At 70.6% G+C, this 19,088-nt stretch carries 16 protein-coding genes; 2 read left to right on the top strand and 14 right to left on the bottom strand.

The features are described 5' to 3' along the window. The first annotated feature begins 74 nt into the window (after window positions 1-74). On the top strand, window positions 75-1,244 hold the full coding sequence (locus tag RUH65_RS02965) for an alpha/beta hydrolase (RefSeq protein WP_313815707.1): 1,170 nt from the start codon (window positions 75-77) through the stop codon (window positions 1,242-1,244). A gap of 44 nt (window positions 1,245-1,288) precedes the next feature. Here the strand turns inward: RUH65_RS02965 and RUH65_RS02960 are convergent, their stop codons facing one another. Next, entirely contained in the window at window positions 1,289-2,533 is a 1,245-nt protein-coding gene (locus RUH65_RS02960) for a DUF418 domain-containing protein (RefSeq protein ID WP_313815706.1), read from the bottom strand. A gap of 150 nt (window positions 2,534-2,683) precedes the next feature. On the opposite strand from RUH65_RS02960, the gene RUH65_RS02955 reads away from it, so the two are divergent. After that, window positions 2,684-3,277 carry a TetR family transcriptional regulator gene (locus tag RUH65_RS02955; RefSeq protein ID WP_313815705.1) on the top strand — a complete coding sequence of 198 codons (594 nt, stop codon included), beginning with the start codon at window positions 2,684-2,686 and terminating at the stop codon, window positions 3,275-3,277. Window positions 3,278-3,301: 24 nt separating this feature from the next. Here RUH65_RS02955 and RUH65_RS02950 read toward each other — a convergent pair whose 3' ends face one another. From RUH65_RS02950 to pyrR, 13 genes are all read right to left on the bottom strand, one after another. Next, window positions 3,302-5,530 carry a primosomal protein N' gene (locus RUH65_RS02950; protein ID WP_313815704.1) on the bottom strand — a complete coding sequence of 743 codons (2,229 nt, stop codon included), beginning with the start codon at window positions 5,528-5,530 and terminating at the stop codon, window positions 3,302-3,304. Continuing rightward, on the bottom strand, window positions 5,527-6,732 hold the full coding sequence (gene metK, locus RUH65_RS02945; protein WP_313815711.1) for a methionine adenosyltransferase: 1,206 nt from the start codon (window positions 6,730-6,732) through the stop codon (window positions 5,527-5,529). The genes RUH65_RS02950 and metK overlap by 4 nt, the downstream gene beginning before the upstream one ends. Window positions 6,733-6,806: 74 nt before the next feature. Beyond that, on the bottom strand, window positions 6,807-8,060 hold the full coding sequence (gene coaBC, locus RUH65_RS02940) for a bifunctional phosphopantothenoylcysteine decarboxylase/phosphopantothenate--cysteine ligase CoaBC (RefSeq protein WP_313815703.1): 1,254 nt from the start codon (window positions 8,058-8,060) through the stop codon (window positions 6,807-6,809). Between the two features lie 43 nt (window positions 8,061-8,103). Beyond that, window positions 8,104-8,541 (bottom strand): DNA-directed RNA polymerase subunit omega, encoded by a 438-nt coding sequence (gene rpoZ / locus RUH65_RS02935; RefSeq protein WP_313815702.1) that lies wholly within the window; start codon window positions 8,539-8,541, stop codon window positions 8,104-8,106. A gap of 95 nt (window positions 8,542-8,636) precedes the next feature. Continuing rightward, window positions 8,637-9,278 carry a guanylate kinase gene (gene gmk / locus RUH65_RS02930; protein WP_396179485.1) on the bottom strand — a complete coding sequence of 214 codons (642 nt, stop codon included), beginning with the start codon at window positions 9,276-9,278 and terminating at the stop codon, window positions 8,637-8,639. A gap of 36 nt (window positions 9,279-9,314) precedes the next feature. Further along, window positions 9,315-9,629, bottom strand: a complete 315-nt coding sequence (gene mihF / locus RUH65_RS02925) for an integration host factor, actinobacterial type (protein ID WP_313815701.1) — start codon at window positions 9,627-9,629, stop codon at window positions 9,315-9,317. A gap of 230 nt (window positions 9,630-9,859) precedes the next feature. Beyond that, complete coding sequence (pyrF, locus tag RUH65_RS02920; RefSeq protein WP_313815700.1) at window positions 9,860-10,867, bottom strand: orotidine-5'-phosphate decarboxylase; 1,008 nt, start codon at window positions 10,865-10,867, stop codon at window positions 9,860-9,862. Further along, window positions 10,864-14,190: a carbamoyl-phosphate synthase large subunit gene (gene carB / locus RUH65_RS02915; protein ID WP_313815699.1), complete on the bottom strand. Its 3,327-nt coding sequence runs from the start codon at window positions 14,188-14,190 to the stop codon at window positions 10,864-10,866. The genes pyrF and carB overlap by 4 nt, the downstream gene beginning before the upstream one ends. Window positions 14,191-14,196: 6 nt before the next feature. Further along, window positions 14,197-15,369, bottom strand: a complete 1,173-nt coding sequence (gene carA, locus RUH65_RS02910) for a glutamine-hydrolyzing carbamoyl-phosphate synthase small subunit (protein ID WP_313815698.1) — start codon at window positions 15,367-15,369, stop codon at window positions 14,197-14,199. Between the two features lie 96 nt (window positions 15,370-15,465). Further along, window positions 15,466-16,026: a hypothetical protein gene (locus tag RUH65_RS02905; RefSeq protein WP_313815697.1), complete on the bottom strand. Its 561-nt coding sequence runs from the start codon at window positions 16,024-16,026 to the stop codon at window positions 15,466-15,468. Continuing rightward, window positions 16,023-17,441, bottom strand: coding sequence for a dihydroorotase (locus RUH65_RS02900; protein ID WP_313815696.1), 1,419 nt, complete (start codon window positions 17,439-17,441; stop codon window positions 16,023-16,025). The genes RUH65_RS02905 and RUH65_RS02900 overlap by 4 nt, the downstream gene beginning before the upstream one ends. Continuing rightward, window positions 17,438-18,451, bottom strand: coding sequence for an aspartate carbamoyltransferase catalytic subunit (locus RUH65_RS02895; protein WP_313815695.1), 1,014 nt, complete (start codon window positions 18,449-18,451; stop codon window positions 17,438-17,440). The genes RUH65_RS02900 and RUH65_RS02895 overlap by 4 nt, the downstream gene beginning before the upstream one ends. Then, window positions 18,448-19,068: a bifunctional pyr operon transcriptional regulator/uracil phosphoribosyltransferase PyrR gene (pyrR, locus tag RUH65_RS02890; protein ID WP_313815694.1), complete on the bottom strand. Its 621-nt coding sequence runs from the start codon at window positions 19,066-19,068 to the stop codon at window positions 18,448-18,450. Before pyrR ends, RUH65_RS02895 begins: the two co-directional genes overlap by 4 nt. Window positions 19,069-19,088: the final 20 nt, after the last annotated feature.

The raw sequence follows: 19,088 nt of genomic DNA, 5'->3' as shown, positions 1-19,088 counted from the left end.
CCCGGCCGTCCGGTCCCGGCGCAACGGCGGAGCAGCGCGGACGGCGCCGGCGAAAAGCTGGTTAACCTGAAGGGGTGAGCACTCCCCCGCCTCCTGTCACCGCGCGCCCGTTGCCCATCCGTCTCCGTGACCGCGTGGTGGTCCCCCCGGCCCCACGGAACACCTCGGTCATCACGGGGTTCTCCGCGCGGACTCCGGAGCGGATCATGGTCGAGGTCCCGGACCCCGGGTCCGGCCTTCCCACACCGGTGGCGGTGTGGCACTACGCGGTGGAGTCTGCCACCGGCGACGCTCCCGCCGACGCTCCAGCCGACGGGCCCGCCGACGGGTCCGCCGACGGGTCCGCCGACAAGCCAGGCGGGCGCGGTGGGCACGGCGGCGAGCGGACGCCGATGGTGGCCGTCCACGGATTCCGGGGGGACCACCACGGCCTGGCCCTGCTCGCGGACTGCCTGCCCGGCCTGGAGATCTTCCTGCCCGAACTGCCCGGCTTCGGCCATTCGCCGGCCTTCCCGGACGCCCCGCACACCGTCGCCCACTATGTGACGGCCCTCGGCAGCGCCATGGAGGCCCTCGGCCTGGTGACGGGAACTTCCGCCGGGAGGCGCGCGGCGTCCCCGCCCGGCGGCCGGCCCCGTCCGACCCTGCTGGGACACTCCTTCGGTTCCGTGATCGCCGCCCAGCTGGCGGCCGCCGACCCGGACCGCTGGGACGGCCTGGTGCTGCTCAACCCGATCTGTGAACCCGCCCTGGCGGCGGACGATTCCCCCTCCAAGGTCCTGATGTCCCGCATCGCGGAGGGCTACTACGAGGTCTCGGCGGCCCTGCCCGAACGCCTCGGGAGCGCCCTGCTGTCCTCCCCTCTCGTCGTCTGGATCACCGGGACCGTCATGGCCAAGACCACGGACCGTCATACCTTGGCCTACCTCCACGACCAGCACCAGAACTACTTCTCCGCCTATGACCACCGCCAGGTACTCGTGGAGGCCTACCGCGCCTCCACGAGCGGTTCGGTCCTGGACGTGGCCGAGCGGTTGCGGCTCCCGGTGCTGCTGGTGGCCGGCGCAGACGACGAACTGGGCTCCGTCCGCGGACAGAAGAAGCTGGCCCGCCGCATCGGCCGGGCCTCCCCCCTCGCCCGGCTGGAGATCCTCGACGGCGTGGGCCACCTCATCCACTACGAGCGCGCGCCCGAGGCCGCCGCCCTGGTCTCCTCATTCCGGGCGGAGCTCGGCCGGTCCTGACCGCGGCACCGAAGAAACGGCACCGCGTCACGGCATCCGGCCGGTCACCGTCCGGAACGGTAGGTCAGCCTCCGGAGCAGGACCTCTGCGGGCCCACGCCGGCCCGCGCGCTCCAGGGCATAGGCGCCCACGACGGTGAGTGACCAGGTCGCGACGGCCACGACTGCTGCGGACCAACTGGACAGATGCGCTCCCAGACCGAACCCCCAGGCGGCCAGCAGGGGGATGAAGAGCACCGACTGCGCGAGGTAACCACTCAGGGAGCGGCGCCCCAGCGCGACGACGGCCTGCACCGGGACGAGACGGTCAAGGCCTCGCTGAGTGAGCGCGTGGGCGACGAGGCCGAACAATGCGACATAGCCGATGCCCTGGCCGATGCCCGTGAGGAAGTGCAGGGGCGAGAACACGCTGCCCCCGCGGGCGGTGACGATCCCGCTGTGCTCCAGGACCAGCCCCACGCCGCCGAGCACACCGCAGACGATGCCCACGACGGCGAGACGGCGCAGGAGCGGCAGATGGCGTGCCGGCTCCTCCAGGATCCGGTGCCGGGCGGCCAGCAGCCCGGCCAGGAACGCGGTCGGCAGCGCCAGGGTCACCAGGCCTGAGGCCAGGCCGACCACCCACATCCCGGTCCGGTACAGCACGGAGAGCACATAGTCGGGCTCGGCCATGCTCAACCGCTGCAGATCAGCCGGAAGCACCCCGGCAGCGGCGGCGGGTGCCAGGAGCACGCCGAGGGTGGAGAGGAGCGCCCCGAGGGCGAAGACGGCCAGCAGCACGATGATCCAGACGCGCAGCGTGCGGTCACTGCGCCGCAGGAACAGCGGCACGAGCATCAGTCCGAGCAGGCCATAGGTGCCCAGGATGTCCCCCTGCCACAGCAGCACGGCGTGCAGCGCCCCGAACACGATCATCCACCAGTGCCGACGGGCCAGCAGGCGGCGCACCTGCGACTCATCGATCCCGCGGGCACGCTGTCTCGAGTACATCTGTCCGATCCCGTAGGCGAACAGGAAGGCGAACATCGTATGGGTCCGTGCATCGACGGCGATGATCGTCATCACCTGGGCCCAGCGATCGACGGCGCCTCCCACGACGGGATGCATGCCCGAGACGCCCGCCGGCAGGTGGTACAGGAACCACGGGACATGGGCCAGGGCGATGAACAGCAGCATCAGGCCCCGGGCGAGATCGGGGGCCAGGGCGCGGGCACCGAGCGGGGTGGTGGTGGCTCGTTCGGGGGGTCGGGGCAGGGTGTGGGCGCTCATGGAGCCTGAGGGGTCGTTCACGGCGATCCTCCATCGTCGTCAGCGGTGGGAGCCCTGGGGGGTCACCGCCATCCGGTACACTGTGCTAGTTCCGCCTCCAAGGTAGCACAGTGTGCCGGTACGCCGTACTAGTACGATCCGGGTCCCGTCGGCCCCGGGGGAAAGGACCTCATGAACGACACCCGTGATCGCATCGTGGCGGCCGCGACGGCCATCGTCGTCGAAGGCCTGGAGACCCGCCCCAGCGTTCGCGCCGTGGCCGCTCGGGCCGGAGTGGGGGCCAGTACCCTGCGCCACCACTTCCCCACCCAGCGTGAGCTCCTCGAGACCGTGTGGCAGAAGATGTTCTCGGATCAGTACCCGGACGAGCGCATCCACGACACCTCCGTCCCGGCACGGGAACGGCTCCTGGAATGCCTGCTGAACCTGCTGACGCCCATCGGCGAGGGCGTGCAGGCCCGCGAGTTCTGGGTTCAGTTGCTCCGCAGCTTCGAGGGAATCGTCTCGAACAGCCGGACCAAGTCCGCCTTGGCCGACTTCAGCCGCGGCGCGGACGCCCGAGTGGAGTCCTGGCTGGACGTGCTTGACGCGGAGGGCGCGGTGGCCCCGGGTGACCGCTCCCGCCGTGTCCTGTTCCTGCTCACCGTCGTCGACGGACTCGCGATCGGGCGGGCCTTGCCCGCCTCCGGCGACCTCGACCACACCAGGGAGCGGGGCGTCCTGGAGGACGCCATCGACGCGGTGCTGGTGCCGGAGCGCCGGTGACGGGCTGTTCCGACGGCAGGTCTCCTACGGCAGGTCGACGGGATCGATCCGCAGTCGGACGGGTTCGGTCAGGCGCCGCGCGCTGGAGGCCGATCGGGCTGCCCGCAGTGCCTCTACGACGCTCCGAGCCGCACCGTAGGGGAAGAACAACAGCGCCCGGTGACGCAGCGGCTCGGCACTGACGGCGGCTCCGGAGCCACCACCGGCACTACCTCGCCCTTCACCGCCGGCCCAGTCCTCCACCGGCACCGGCCCGATCCAGGGCAGGTCCTTCGAGGCGCCCGGCAGTTCCACGAGGTCCATGAACGCCGTCACCGCGTTGGCCGGCCCCGAGACCTCGGCCATGCGGACGGCGGGCGGCAGGTGCAGTTCCCGCCGCTCGGCCAGCTGACGTGAGGCGTACCCGGCGGGATCCATCCGGACGAGTGCCCCCACCACGTCCTCCTGGGCGGCGGTCACCACCACCACTCCCCCATCCTGGCGTGAGCGCACCAGAGCCGCCGCGGCGAACCAGCGGGACAGGACCTGACCCGGGGTGCGCAGCCCCTCGCGCTGCAGTTGCGAGTCGCCGTCCAGCAGCAGTGCCGTGGCGTAGCCCGACGGCACCACGGGTTCGGCCCCGACCGTGGCGACCACGAGGGCCGGGGTGTCGTCCACCGTGGCGAGGATATGGTCCCCGGAGGAGGAGAGCACCGGGGTGTTCGGGAACGCTCGTCCCAGTTCCTCGGCGGTCCGGTCCACGCCGCGGGAGCCGGCCCGCAGCCGTGAGGACTCGCATTCGGGGCATTCGAAGTGCCGCTCCCGCCGCCCGCACCACCGGCAGGCGGCCTCGTTGCGGGCCGATGCGGTGCGGTCTGGGAATCCCAGCGGGCCGGTGCAATGACGGCAGCGGGCCGGGGTCCCGCAGTCTCGGCAGATCAGTGCGGGGATGAAGCCACTCCGGCCCACCTGCACCAGGACCGGTCCGGGCGCACCGTGCCGGCCCTCCAGACCCTCTCGCGCTGCCTTCCATGCCGCCTGGGGCAGCCGGGCGCGGGCCAGCAGCGGATCACGCTCGGTCTCCCAGGAGTCCGCCGTGGACACCACGCGCGGGGTCGCCGCGTGGATCGTCTCGCGGTCCACCCCCAACTGCCCGAGCCACCCGGACTCCACCAGCCGCTGCACCTCGGGGGTGCGCGACGTCGAGGCCAGCAGCAGACCGGCACCGGCCAGCTCGGACCGCACCAGGGCGACGTCCCGCACGTGCTGGTACGGGGACCGCTGTTCGGCATGCAGGGAATCGTCGTCGTTCCAGACGGCGACCAGGCCGGGGTGCTCCACGGGTGCCCAGATCGCCGAGCGGGTGCCGACCGCGATCCGGCGCAGGCCGCGCCGCAGCTGCAGGAACGCACGGTACCGGGGGGTGGGGCCGTCGTCGGCCGTCAGGCGGGCATACCCTTCTGGGCCCACCCGCCGGTCCAGGGCACGGCACAACCGTTCGAGATCGCGCTGATCCGGCACCACCACGACGGCGGCCCGGCCGGCCTCCGCGGTGCGGGCAGCGGCGTCCGCCAGGAGGGAGGCCGCATCCCAGGCGCCGTGGGCGCTCGGCACGGTGAGGGCCGCGCGGGGACCGTCCCCGGCCTGGACCTGCTGGAAGAAGGCCTCGGCACCCTTCAAGGCAGACCAGTCGAAGCCCTCAACCGCAGTCGCGCCGGTGAGGCCACCGGCAGCCACGCTCACTGCCGTGTCCGGACCCGGTACAGGGTCGGACGCACCGTCAGGCGCGCTGACCGAACCGGGTGCGGGGGCCGGGGTGCCCGTGGCCTCCGGTGCCTCCGCCTCGGCATTCAGCGCCTTCTCGACCTTCGCCACGCGCGGCGGCACGGCCACCCGCAGCACGTCGGCCACGTTTCCCGCGTAGCGCGCCGCCACGGACCGGGCCAGGTCCAGGATCTCCGGGGTCAGCACCGGTTCCGGGGAGACCACCGAGCGCACGGGCAGCAGCTTTGCCCCGGTGGAGGGTTCGGAGCCGCGGGAGGTCAGCCAGCCGAGGACGTCCTGATGGCCGAAGCGCACCCGGACGCGGACGCCGGGACGGGCCTCGGCATCGAGGGAGCGGGGCACGAGATAGTCGAATTCCCGGTCCAGGTGCGGCACGCCCGAGTCCAGCAGGACCCGGGCCACGGGATCGTCGGGCCAGCCGCCGGCCACCTCCGGCAGTCCCGTGACCGGCGGGGGTACGGGCAGGTCGAAGAGGGGTTCGCCGGTCACCAACCGACGGCAGCGCGCACGGCGTCGACGCGGTCCAACCGCTCCCACGTGAAGTCGGGGTCTTCGCGGCCGAAGTGACCGTTGGCGGCCGTCTTGCGATAGATCGGGCGGAGCAGGTTGAGGTCCCGGATGATGGCCAGCGGGCGCAGGTCGAACACCTCGTTGACGGCCTCGATGATCCTGGACTGGTCCACCTTCTCGGTCCCGAAGGTGTCCACGTAGAGGCCGACCGGCCGGGCCTTGCCGATCGCGTACGCGACCTGGAACTCGGCCCGGTCGGCGAGGCCGGCGGCGACCACGTTCTTGGCGACCCAGCGCATCGCGTAGGCCGCGGAGCGGTCCACCTTGGACGGGTCCTTGCCGGAGAAGGCGCCGCCGCCGTGGCGGGCCATCCCCCCGTAGGTGTCGACGATGATCTTGCGCCCGGTGAGGCCGGCGTCGCCCACGGGGCCGCCGATGACGAATTTGCCGCCGGGGTTGACGATGAAGGTGGCCCCGGAGGTCTCGAGGCCGGACTGGGCGAGTACCGGGCGGATGACATGCTCCACCACGTCCTGGCGCAACTGGTCCAGGGTGACCGCGTCCAGGTGCTGGGTGGAGACCACCACGGTCTCCACCGTCTTCGGCAGACCATCCTCCCCGTAGCCGACGGTGACCTGCGTCTTGCCGTCCGGCAGCAGGTACGGCATGGGCGTCTGCTCCAGGTGCCGCACGGCGGTGAGCCGCTCGGAGAGACGGTGGGCCAGATAGATCGGGGCCGGCATGTACACCGGGGTCTCGTTCGAGGCGTAGCCGAACATGATGCCCTGATCCCCGGCGCCCTGGAGGTCGACACTGTCCACGGAACCCTCCCGGTTCTCCAGCGACGTCAGCACGCCGTCCGAGATATCGGAGGACTGCTGGCCGATCGAGATGTTGACACCACAGTTGGCGCCGTCGAAGCCGTTGGACGAGGAGTCATAGCCGATCGACAGGATCGTGTCCCGGACGATCCGGGGGATCTCCACGTAGGCGGAGGTGTTGACCTCGCCGGCGACCTGCACGAGGCCCGTGGTGGTCAAGGTCTCGACGGCCACCTTGGCGTTCGGGTCCTGGGCCAGGATCGCGTCCAGGATGGAGTCCGAGATCTGATCGCAGATCTTGTCGGGATGACCGCTCGTCACGGACTCGGAGGTGAACAGCCGGAGCTCGCCTCCCCCGATGCCCTGATAGGACTCGTAGTCGGCGGTACCCGGATTCTCTGCCGTCGCTGCCTTGGCTGCCTTCTCTGCGTCAGTCACTGATCCATCCTATCCAGCCGGCCGGCCGAGCCCAGCAAGCCCGTCAGTTCGGTCACAATCGCCACGCCCACCTCGGATTTGTCACCGGCCGCGGCCACCGGTTCCCGCCCGTCGGCGAAGAGCATGGTCACCTCGGTGGTGTCCTGACCGAAGACCTTGTCCCTGCCGACCTGGTTGACCACGAGCATCTCACAGCCCTTACGGGCGAGCTTCGCGCTCCCGAACTCCAGCACGGACGCGGTGGCGTCGCCGGTCTCGGCGCCGAACCCGATGATGGTGCCCGGCATCGGCTGTCCCGCGGCACGGGCCTGGACCGCCTCCGCCAGGATGTCCGGCGTGCGCTCCAGGCGGATGACCGGGTTGGAACCGTCCTGCGACTTCTTGATCTTGGCGTCCGCATACTCCGCGGGACGGAAATCGGCGACGGCGGCCGCCATCACCAGGGCATCGGCACCTGGCGCGTGGGCCATGACCGCATCGTGCAACTCCTGGGTGGATTCCACCCGGACCACCTCCGCCCCGGCGGGCGGCTCCACGCTCATGGCCCCGCCGATGAAGAGGACGCGGGCACCGGCGGCCAGTGCGGCCTCAGCCACGGCCACGCCCTGCTTGCCGGAGGACCGGTTGCCGAGATAGCGCACCGGATCCAGGGCCTCGCGGGTGCCCCCGGCGGTCACGACGACGGCGCGTCCGGCCAGTGCCGCGGGACGGCTGGGGCGCGGGCTGCTGGCCACCAGGGCCTGCGCCCGGGCCCAGATGCGGTCCGGTTCGGGGAATCGGCCGGGGCCGGTGTCCTGGCCGGTGAGCCGGCCGGAATCGGGATCGAGCACGGTGACACCGCGGGAGCGAAGCAGGTCGACGTTGGCGACGGTGGCCGGGTGGGTCCACATCTCGGTGTGCATGGCAGGGACCATCAGCACGGGACAGGTGGCGGTGAGCAGGACGTTGCCGAGCAAGTCCGGGGCGAGCCCGGCGGCGGCGCGGGCGAGGGAGTCGGCGGTGGCGGGAGCCACCACCACGAGCTCGGCCTCACGGCCCAGCCGGACGTGGTTGACCGTCTCCACGGCCTCGAAGGTGTCCGTCCGCACGGGACGTCCGGAGAGGGCCTCCCAGGTGGACTGCCCCACGAAGTTCAAGGCGGCGGGCGTGGGGACCACGTCCACCTGGTGACCGGCTTCGGTCATGAGCCGCAGCAGCAGGGCGGACTTGTAGGCGGCGATACCGCCGGTCACTCCGAGAACGATCCTCATAGGGTCAAACCTAGTCGGCTCGTTCCCGGAGTCGAAAACGAGGTCAGGCCTGCTGCTCGTCCTCGGCGGTGGTGTCGGCGTCGGCGATCTCGGTGATCTCGGTCACCTCGGCTGCGCCTGCCCCGCCCACGCCCTCTGCGGAGAAGGCGTCGTCGGAGAAGGCGGCCTCCGCCGAGCTCTGCAACTCGAAGGTGCCGAAGTCACCCTCGGCTTCGGCGGCGATCTGCTCCTCGGTCATCGGGGTGGCCTCCAGGAGGTCCTCCTCGATCTCCCGCATGGAGATGGACAGCGGCTTCTCGTTGAGCTTGGTATCCACCAGCGGGCCGACGTACTCGAACAGGCCCTCATGGAGCTGTGAGTAGTACGCGTTGATCTGGCGGGCTCGCTTGGCGGCGAAAAGCACCAGGGCGTACTTCGAGTCAACCTTCTCCAGCAGGGTGTCGATGGGCGGGTTGACGATGCCTTCGTACTGTTCGGTCACTAGTTCTCCACGGTTGGTGATTCTGTTGCTGATGCGTTGTCTGCGCCGCTGCCGATGACCGCTCACGGTCCTCGCGCTACGGTCCGGCCGGCGGCCTAGAGATGGTCGTCAGGGTCCAATCCCATGATGCGGACCAGCTCCTGTGCGGCGCGTTCCACGGTGTCATTGACCACCACGGCATCGAACTCCGGCTCGGCAGCGAGTTCCATTCTAGCCGTTTCCAGCCGTCGGCGCTGTTCCTCCGGAGATTCCGTGCCGCGGCCGACCAGCCGATGCACCAATTCGTCCCAATTCGGCGGCGACAGGAAGACGAACGTCGCCTCGGGCATGGCCTGCCTGACCTGCCGCGCCCCCTGCAGGTCGATCTCCAACAGGACGTGCTGGCCGTCGTCGAGGGCCCGCTGGACCGTGTCTCGGCGGGTGCCATAGCGGTTCACGCCGTGGACCACGGCCCACTCCAGCATCTGGTCCTGGGACACCAGCTCATCGAAGTGCTCGGACTCAACGAAGAAGTAGTGCTGCCCCTCCCGTTCGTTGGGCCGGGGCGGCCGCGTGGTGGCTGAGACGGAGAGCCACACCTGCGGATAGTGCTCCCGGATGAACTGGGACACCGTGCCCTTGCCGACGGCGGTCGGCCCTGCCAACACCGTGACGCGCGGGCGTTCCGCGCCCGCGGCGGGCTGATGCTCGGGTCGGAGGCTGACCGGCCGGGCGGCGGGGACGTCGGGGGTGGTCAAGGATCCTCCTGGTGGGGCTGGCGGCCCGGACAAGGGCTACCGGCCAATATAGGCGATCAACGCCTCCCGCTGCCGACGGCCGAGGCCGCGCAGGCGCCGGTTGGGGGAAATCCCACACGACTCCATGATCTTCCCGGCCCGCACCTCGCCCACTCCCTGCAGGGTCTGCAACAGGTCCACCGTGCGCATCCGCCCGATGGCGGCGTCCTCGTCCGCCGCTGCGAAGACCGATTCGAGACTGGACTTGCCCGACCGGAAGGACTCCTTCAAGTCCGCACGCGCCGTGCGTGCCTGCAGGGCCTTGCTCCGGGCCGCTTCCCGTTCTGCGGCAGACAATTCCTTCAGGGCCATGACGTTCCACCTCGGGGACTAGGTTTCAACAGTCACGGCAATATCGCCGTGACTTGGACGTAAAGTACCCGATGTTCCCCGGCCAGGTCTGCAGTCCACCATCGGGCCGCAGAAGTTTATCGAACGGTGATGCAGGTCACTCTGAGGGGCGGCGGTCCTCTCCCCCAGGTCACGGTCAGGTCACGGCGCTGACGTCCTGCCGTTCATGCCGCCCCATCGGAGCCGCACCTCTACCGCCCCAGCTCCTCCAGCGCCTCCCGGATTCCCACGCGCAGTCCACTGACGGACGGTCCCCGGCGCAGGATGGCCCGGCTGGAGGTGGCCATCACGGCGGGCCAGGCCGAGCCGAAGCCGGCCCGCATGCCGGCGCCCGAGGCCCCCTGGGCCCCGAAGCCCGGTGCCAACAGCGCACCGCGGACGCCGGCCAGGTCCAGGCCCAGCCGCTCGGCCTGACCGGCCACGGTGGCGCCGACCACCAGGCCGACCGGGCCGAGAGCCGGGCGGATCGATGGCCCGCCATCGGTCCCTGCACTGGAGCCCCCGGGCGCACTGTTCGTGCCGGTCGCACCGGTGGTGAACATGGTTCCGCTGGTGTTGTCCAGACTGTCCTCCTGACCGGAGGCCAGCGCCCGAGCATTGTCCCGGGCCGCAGAGGCGGAGACGGACCGTGCCACAGAGCCCTGCTCCCCGCCGGCGTGCTGGACCGAGGCGCCCTCGGGATTGGAGGTCAGGGCCAGGACGAAGACACCCCGCCCGGTGGCCTCCGCCAGCGCGAGGGCGGGAGCCAACGAGCCATAGCCGAGATAGGGACTGAGGGTGACGGCGTCGGCGGCCAGCGGCGAGTCGTCCGAGAGCCATGCCTGGGCGTAGCCGGCCATCGTGGACCCGATGTCCCCGCGTTTGGCGTCGGCAATGGTGAGCACCTCTTCGTCGCGGGCCTCCCGCAGCAGCCGCTCCAGGACGGCGAAGCCAGCCGAGCCATGCCGCTCGTACAGCGCGACCTGTGGCTTGATGGCGGCGACGGCGGAGGACCCGCCCTCGCCCACCGCAGATTCCAGGGCCGTCATCGAGAACCGCTCCAGGCCCACGGGCGTGTCCGGCAGGTCCCAGTCGTGCAGGAGCTGCGGATGTGGGTCGATGCCCAGGCACAGCGGCCCGGCAGCGTCCATCGCGGCGGCCAGCCGGACACCCCACGGTGCCCGGCCGGCATCGCCGGCGCCGGCCTCCGGTGCCGTCATGCCCCGGAACCGGCGCGTGCCACGGCCGCGGCCAACCGCGCGTCGTGCTCCTGCAGGGAGGTCACGTCCCAGGTGTACTCGCGCAGGGCTTCGATGGCCTGGATGGCGGCACCGAACAGGGCGAGCGTGGTGATGGTGGGGATCCCCATCGAGATGGCCGCAGCGCGGATCTCGTAGCCGTCACCGCGGGCGTCACCGCCGGAGGGCGTGTTGACGACCAGGGCGATCTCACCGGCCTCGATCTGCTCCAGGATGGTGCCGGCACCGCTGGTCGCCGGGTCCGTGCCGGCGTCGGCGTCGGCGATCTTGTCCACCACGTCCGCATGGATGCCGTTGCGGCGCAGGACCTCCGCGGTGCCGCCGGTCGAGACGATGGTGAAGCCGAGGTCCACCAGCCGCTTGACGGGCATCACGAGACCGCGCTTGTCCCGGTTCGCCACGGACACGAACACCCGTCCGGAGGTCGGCAGCGGGTTGTTCGCGCCCGCCTGGCTCTTGGCGAACGCGGTGTCGAAGTACTTGTCGATCCCCATGACCTCACCGGTGGAGCGCATCTCGGGCCCCAGCAGGGAATCGACGACGCGTCCCTCGCTGGTGCGGAAACGGGCGAACGGGAGCACGGCCTCCTTGACTGCCACGGGGGCGTCCAGGGGCAGGGACGAGCCGTCATGACCGGAGGGCAGCCTGCCGTCGGCCTTGAGCTCGGCGATGGACCGGCCCGTCCCGATCAGCGCGGCGGCCTTGGCCAGCTGGACACCGGTGGCCTTGGAGACGAATGGCACGGTGCGCGAGGCGCGCGGGTTGGCCTCGATGACATAGAGGATGTCCGAGGCCAGGGCGAACTGGATGTTGATCAGTCCGCGCACGCCCACGCCGGCGGCGAGCCGGAAGGTGGCCTCACGCACCCGGGCCAGGACGTCCGGGCCGAGGTTGATCGGGGGGAGCACGCAGGCGGAGTCACCCGAGTGGATGCCGGCCTCCTCGATGTGCTCCATGATGCCGCCGATGTACAGGTCGGTGCCGTCGAAGAGGGCGTCCACGTCGATCTCGGTCGCATCCTCGAGGAAGCGGTCCACCAGGACGGGGTGGTCCGCCGTGATCTCCGTGGCGTTGGTGATGTACCGCAGCAGGGATTCCTCGTCATACACGATCTCCATGCCGCGGCCGCCGAGCACGTAGGACGGACGGACCAGGACGGGGTAGCCGATCTCATCGGCCACGCGCTTGGCATCGGCGAAGGAGACGGCGGTGCCGTTCTTCGGGGACACCAGGCCCGCCTCGTCGAGGACGCGGGCGAACTCGCCACGATGCTCGGCCAAGTCGATCGCTGACGGTGACGTGCCGAGGATCGGCACGCCGGCGTCCGCCAGTTCCTGGGCCAGCTTCAGCGGGGTCTGGCCGCCGAGCTGGACGAAGACGCCCAGCACGCCGCCGCTGCGCTCCTCGGCCGCGATGATCTCGAGCACGTCCTCCAGGGTGAGCGGCTCGAAGTACAGGCGGTCGGAGATGTCGTAGTCCGTGGAGACGGTCTCGGGGTTGCAGTTGACCATCACGGTCTCGTGACCGGCCTCGCGCAGGGCCATGGTGGCGTGCACGCAGGAGTAGTCGAACTCGATGCCCTGGCCGATCCGGTTCGGACCGGAGCCGAGGATGATCACGGAGGGCTTGGCGTGGTCCGTGATCTCGTCCTCCAGGTCATAGCTGGAGTACCGGTACGGGGTGTAGGCCTCGAACTCGGCGGCACAGGTGTCTACCGTCTTGTACACGGGTCGGATGCCCAGGGCGTGCCGGACGCCGCGCACCACGGCCGGGTCCAGATGACGCAGCTGACCGATCTGGGTGTCCGAGAAACCATGTCGCTTGGCGTGCTGCAGGACGGTGGCGTCCAGCTCGGGGGCCGCGGCCACGTCCGTGGCGACCTCGTTGATCAGCACCAGCTGGTCCAGGAACCAGGGGTCGATCTTGGTGGCCTCGAAGAGCTGCTCGAGGCTCGCGCCACCCAGCAGCGCGCGCTGGACCTGGGCGAGGCGATCCGTCGTCGGGATCGTGGACCGCTCGATCAGGGCGGCGACCTCGTCTCCGTCCGGGATGTCGAAGGAGAGTTCGGCGCCCTTCTGCTCCAGGGACCGCAGGGCCTTCTGCAGGGCCTCGGAGAAGTTGCGGCCGATCGCCATGGCCTCGCCCACGGACTTCATGGTGGTGGTCAGGGTGGGGTCGGCCGCCGGGAACTTCTCGAAGGCGAAGCGCGGTACCTTGACGACGACGTAGTCCAGCACCGGCTCGAAGGAGGCCGGGGTCTTCTGCGTGATGTCGTTCGGGATCTCGTCCAGCGTGTAGCCGAGGGAGAGCTTGGTGGCGATCTTGGCGATCGCGAACCCGGTCGCCTTGGAGGCCAGGGCGGAGGACCGGGAGACCCGGGGGTTCATCTCGATCACGATGATGCGCCCTGTGGCCGGGTCCACGGCGAACTGGATGTTGCAGCCGCCGGTGTCCACACCCACCTCGCGGATCACGGCGATCGAGATGTCCCGCATCGTCTGGTACTCGCGGTCGGTCAGGGTCATGGCGGGCGCCACGGTGATGGAGTCGCCGGTGTGGACGCCGACCGGGTCGAAGTTCTCGATGGAGCAGACCACCACGACGTTGTCGTTACGGTCCCGCATCATCTCCAGCTCATACTCCTTCCAGCCGAGGATGGACTCCTCGAGCAGGACCTCGGAGGTGGGGCTGTACTGGATGCCGGCGCCGGCGATGCGCCGCAGGTCCTCCTCGTTGTACGCCAGGCCGGAGCCCAGGCCGCCCATCGTGAAGGAAGGGCGCACCACCATGGGGTAGCCCAGCTTCTCCGCCGCGGCCAGGGCCTCGTCCATGGTGTGGACGATCTCAGATTTCGCGGACTCGGCGCCGCAGCGCTCGACGACGCCCTTGAACAGCTCACGGTTCTCGCCGAGCTCGATCGCCTCGATGTTGGCGCCGATCAGCTCGACGCCGTACTTCTCGAGCACCCCGTTCTTGTCCAGGGCGATCGCGGTGTTCAGGGCGGTCTGGCCGCCGAGGGTCGGCAACACGGCATCCGGGCGTTCGACGGCGATGATCTTCTCGACGACCTCGGGGGTGATCGGCTCCACGTAGGTGGCGTCGGCCAGCTCGGGGTCGGTCATGATGGTGGCCGGGTTCGAGTTGACCAGCACCACGCGCAGGCCCTCGTCCTTGAGGACCCGGATCGCCTGGGTGCCGGAGTAGTCGAACTCGGCGGCCTGACCGATGACGATCGGGCCGGAGCCGATGACCAGGACGGACTTCAGATCGGTGCGCTTGGGCATCGGGGCTCAGGCTCCTTCGGAGGTAGAGGACTGCTCGGTCATCATCGCGATGAACCGGTCGAATAAGGGAACCGAATCGTGCGGGCCGGCGGCCGATTCGGGGTGGAACTGAACGGAGAAGGCGGGGCGGTCCAGCAGGCGCAGCCCCTCGACCACCTGGTCGTTCAGGGACCAGTGCGAGACCTCGACCCGGCCGTAGGCGGCCTCGGGTGCCATCACGGGCTCACCCAGGGGGGCGTCCACGGCGAAGCCGTGGTTCTGCGAGGTGATCTCCACGCGCCCGGTGGTCTTGTCCATGACGGGCTGGTTCGGGCCACGGTGTCCGAAGGGCAGCTTGTAGGTGCCGAAGCCCAGGGCACGGCCGAAGACCTGGTTGCCGAAGCAGATGCCGAAGAACGGCAGCCCGGCGTCGAGGACCTGCCGCAGCAGTGCCACCTGGTCATCGGCAGTGGCGGGGTCCCCGGGGCCGTTGGAGAGGAACACGCCGTCCGGGTCCAGGGCGGTGATGTCCTCGAAGGAGGACGTGGCGGGCAGCACGTGGAGCCGGACCCCACGGGACGCCAGATGCCGTGGCGTGGCGGCCTTCAGGCCGAGGTCGAGGGCCACCACGGTGTGCAGCGGCTCGCCCTGCCAGCCGTGCTCGGCCGGCTCCACGACGTAGGCCGACTCCGTGGTCACCCCGTCCGCCAGGCGGGCACCGGCCATGGACGGCTGGGCCTCCACCTCGGCGATGAGGTCGGCGACCGGACGCCGGGCGGCGGCGCCGGAGAAGATCCCGGCCTTCATGGCGCCGGCGGAGCGCAGGTGCCGGGTCACCGCACGGGTGTCCACGCCCTGGATCCCGACGACGCCCTGGGCTTCCAGCTCATCGTCCAGGCTCCGCTGGGAGCGCCAGTTCGACGGCACGCGGGCCGCCTCGCGGACCACGTAGCCGGCGGCGAAGACGGCCCGGGACTCGGCGTCCTCGGTGTTGACGCCGGTGTTGCCGATGTGCGGGAACGTCTGCACGATGATCTGGCGGGCGTAGGACGGATCGGTCAGCGTCTCCTGGTAACCGGTCATGCCGGTGGTGAAGACGGCTTCGCCCAGGGTGGTGCCGGTCTGGCCATAGGCCTGGCCGTGATGGACCGTTCCATCGGCCAGGACCAGTACGGCCGGCTCGCGGTTCAAGAGGCTCACGAGTTGTTCTCCATCTGCGGGGTATCTATGGGGGTATCTGCGGGTGTGTGGGGTCGTCAGTGCGGTCTGGTGTGCGGCGGGTACCGCATCGGTCGTCTAGGCGTCCGGCGCGGTCGCGGAGGTGGTCGTCGGGGTGGCCGGGGGCTGGCCCTCGATCAGGGTCTGGATGGCGGTCAGCAACGGATCACGGTCATCGGCCGCGCGGGTCCGGAATCCGGTGGAGACCTCGTGGGCGCCCAGGGTCCACGAGACCACCAGCAGGCCGCCCTTCTCCACGAACTTCCCGCTCATGCCGGAGTCGAGGCGGACCTGGCGTAGATCGGCCTGCGGGATGAACAGATTGGTCCCGCCCTCCCGCAGCAAGGCCACGCCGGAGGGGTGCACCTCCAGCCGGGCGTTGGTGCGCAGCCCGAGGTCATGGACGGCGATCCGGTCCAGGTAGTCCCGCCCGCGGACCGTGGTGACGTACATGCCCTCGGCGCCGGCGAGCGGCTCGGACTCCAGGACCTCGGCCGGCACGGGCACCGGGGCCGCGATGTCCTGCTGGCGTCGCTTGCGGTTGCGCCATCCCCACCACATGAGGACCACGACCACGACCAGTCCGAGGCCGGTCAGGAACCCGATGAGGGTGTACTCGGCGCTGAAATCATCGTTCACTGCTGGGCGCTTCCTGTCTGCTGCTGGTGCTGGTTCTGCTGGTACTGCGTCCGGGGTGTGGCCAGGGCACGGTCCCGGACCACCGGGTGACCGTGGTTGAAGACGTCGGTGACCTGGCCGGGCAGCTCCATCCCCCGGAAGGGGCTGTTGCGCGACTTGGTGGCGTGCGACTCCGGGTCCACCGTCCGGGAGACCGAGGGGTCGTAGACGGCGAGGTTGGCGGGGGCACCGATCTCGAAGACCCCCTCCGGGGAGATGCGGCCCTGGTCCGCCAGGCGGGCGATGCGGGCCGGCGTCGAGCTGAGGATCCGGGAGATGCCGGCCCAGTCCATCAATCCGGTGTCCACGAGCGCCTGCTGGACCACCGGCAAGGCGGTCTCGAGGCCGGTCATGCCCATGGCCGCGACCGTCCACTCGCATTCCTTGGTCTCCGCGGTGTGCGGCGCGTGGTCGGTGCCGATCGTGTCGATCGTGCCGTCCGCCAGGCCCTCGCGCAACGCCATCACGTCCTGCTCCCGGCGCAGCGGCGGGTTGACCTTGTAGACCGGGTTGTAGGTGCGGACGAGTTCCTCGGTCAGCAGCAGGTGGTGCGGGGTCGCCTCGGCGGTGACCTCGATCCCGCGCTCCTTGGCCCAGCGGATGATCTCCACGGAACCGGCGGTGGAGACGTGACAGACGTGCAGCCGGGAGCCCACGTGCTGGGCCAGCAGCACGTCCCTGGCGATGATGGCCTCCTCCGCCACGGCGGGCCAGCCGGCCAGGCCCAGGACCGAGGACAGGGCGCCCTCGTTCATCTGGGCGCCGTCGGTCAGCTTCGGCTCCTGGGCGTGCTGGGCGATCACGCCGTCGAAGGCCTTGACGTACTCCAGCGCCCGGCGCATCAGCACAGCGTCCCAGACGCACATGCCGTCATCGGAGAACACCCGCACCTCAGCCCGCGACTGCGCCATGGCACCGAGTTCCGCCAGGCGTTCCCCGCCCAGGCCCACCGTGACGGCACCCACGGGGTGGACGTCGCACCAGCCGGCCTCCCGGCCCAGCTGCCAGACCTGCTCGACGACGCCGGCCGAGTCCGCGACCGGCGTGGAGTTGGCCATGGCGTGCACCGAGGTGAAACCGCCGAGGGCGGCGGCGCGGGTCCCCGTCTCCACGGTCTCCGCGTCCTCGCGGCCGGGCTGGCGCAGATGGGTGTGCAGGTCCACCAGCCCGGGCAGGAGGATGCGGCCGGTCGCGTCGATCACCTCGGCCGCCAGCGCCCCTGCTCCTGCCTCAAGCGTGGCCGCGGCGCGCGTCCGGGCGTCCGGCCCGACGGCGGCCAGCAGGCCGTCCTCGACGAGGACATCCGCGGTGGTGCCGTCCGGCAGGGTGCCGCCGGAGATCAGGTACCGGTTGCGGTGGTCAAACGTGGCGCTCATGCGGTGGCCTTCCGGTCGGACAGTGCGGTCGGGGTGGACGGATCGGGACTCTCGGAGGCCGACAGCAGCAGATACAGCACGGCCATCCGGACAGAGACGCCGTTGGCGACCTGCTCCAGGGCCGTGTTGCGCGCGGAGTCCGCGGCCGCCGCGGAGATCTCCAGGCCGCGGTTCATGGGGCCGGGATGCATGATGACCGCGTCCTCCACGCCGTTGGCCTCCAGCATGCCGAGCCGCTCGTCCGTCAGTCCCCAGGACCGGGTGTACTCGGCGGCGGAGGGGAAGAACGCGTCATGCATCCGCTCGGACTGGACGCGCAGCATCATCACCGCGTCCGGCGCACCCGCCAGGGCCTCGTCGAGCGAGTACGTCACAGTGCAGGGCCAGTCCCCCACCCCCACCGGGACCAGGGTCGGCGGGGCGGCCAGGGTGACCTCGGCCCCGAGCGTGGTCAGCAGCCACAGGTTGGATCGGGCCACCCGGGAGTGCAGGATGTCCCCGACGATGACGACCTTCATGCCGGCCAGATCCGTGCCGTGCGGCGCGGTCCCCTTCCGCAACGCCAGGCGGCGGCGCAGCGTGAAGGCGTCCAGCAACGCCTGCGTGGGGTGTTCGTGGGTGCCGTCCCCGGCGTTGACCACGGCGGACCGGATCCAGCCGGAGTCGGCGAGCTGGGCAGCCGCTCCGGAACCCCAGTGGCGCATCACGATCGCGTCGGCGCCGATGGCCTCGAGGGTCTGGACCGTGTCCTTCAGGGACTCGCCCTTGGAGACGGAGGTGCCCTTCCCGGAGAAGTTGATGACATCCGCGCTCAGCCGCTTGGCCGCGGCCTCGAAGGAGATCCGGGTCCTGGTGGAGTCCTCCAGGAACAGGTTGACGACGGTGCGGCCGCGCAGGGCGGGAAGCTTCTTGACCTCGCGGCCGGAGACCGTGGCCATCTCCTCGGCGGTGTCCAGGATGCGCAGGGCGTCGGCGTGGGACAGGTCCTGGGTGGACAGCAGGTGCTTCACCGGGCCTCACCCCGGGTGCCGGTCTCCGCGTGGTCGGTGATCGAGACGGCGTCCTCGGTGACCTCGGCGGTGCCGTCCGGCCCGTCGATCTCCACGAGGCGGACCTGGACGCGCTCGGCGGTGGAGGTGGGCAGGTTCTTGCCCACGAAGTCCGCCCGGATCGGCAGTTCGCGGTGGCCCCGGTCCACGAGGACGGCAAGGCGGACGGCGGACGGGCGGCCGAAGTCGTTGAGGGCGTCCAGGGCGGCACGGATGGTCCGCCCGGAATACAGCACATCATCCACGAGCACCACGGTGGCACCGTCGATTCCGGTGGCCGGCAGCCGGGTCGGCGCGGGGGTGCGGGAGGTGGAGCGGCGCAGGTCGTCCCGGTAGAGGGTGACGTCCAGTTCACCGGTCGAGGTACCGGCGTCGAAGCCCGGTTCGATCCGGGAGAGCTTGCGGGCCAGTCGCTCGGCCAGGGTGACGCCGCGGCGAGGGATGCCCAGGATGACCAGGCCGGCCGGGCCACGGTTCGCTTCGAGGATCTCGTGGGCGATCCGGGTCAGTGCCCGGTCGATATCCGCCGCGGAGAGGACATTCCGGACGGTACGCACAGCGCGGCTCTCAGCCTGCACACATGCCTCCTTCCCCGCCT

The sequence above is a fragment of the Citricoccus sp. genome, from assembly GCF_032154715.1.
In the GTDB taxonomy this organism is placed as follows: domain Bacteria; phylum Actinomycetota; class Actinomycetes; order Actinomycetales; family Micrococcaceae; genus Citricoccus.
The sequence above is the reverse complement of the archived record's forward strand: the minus strand, read 5'-3'. Positions and strand labels throughout refer to the sequence as shown.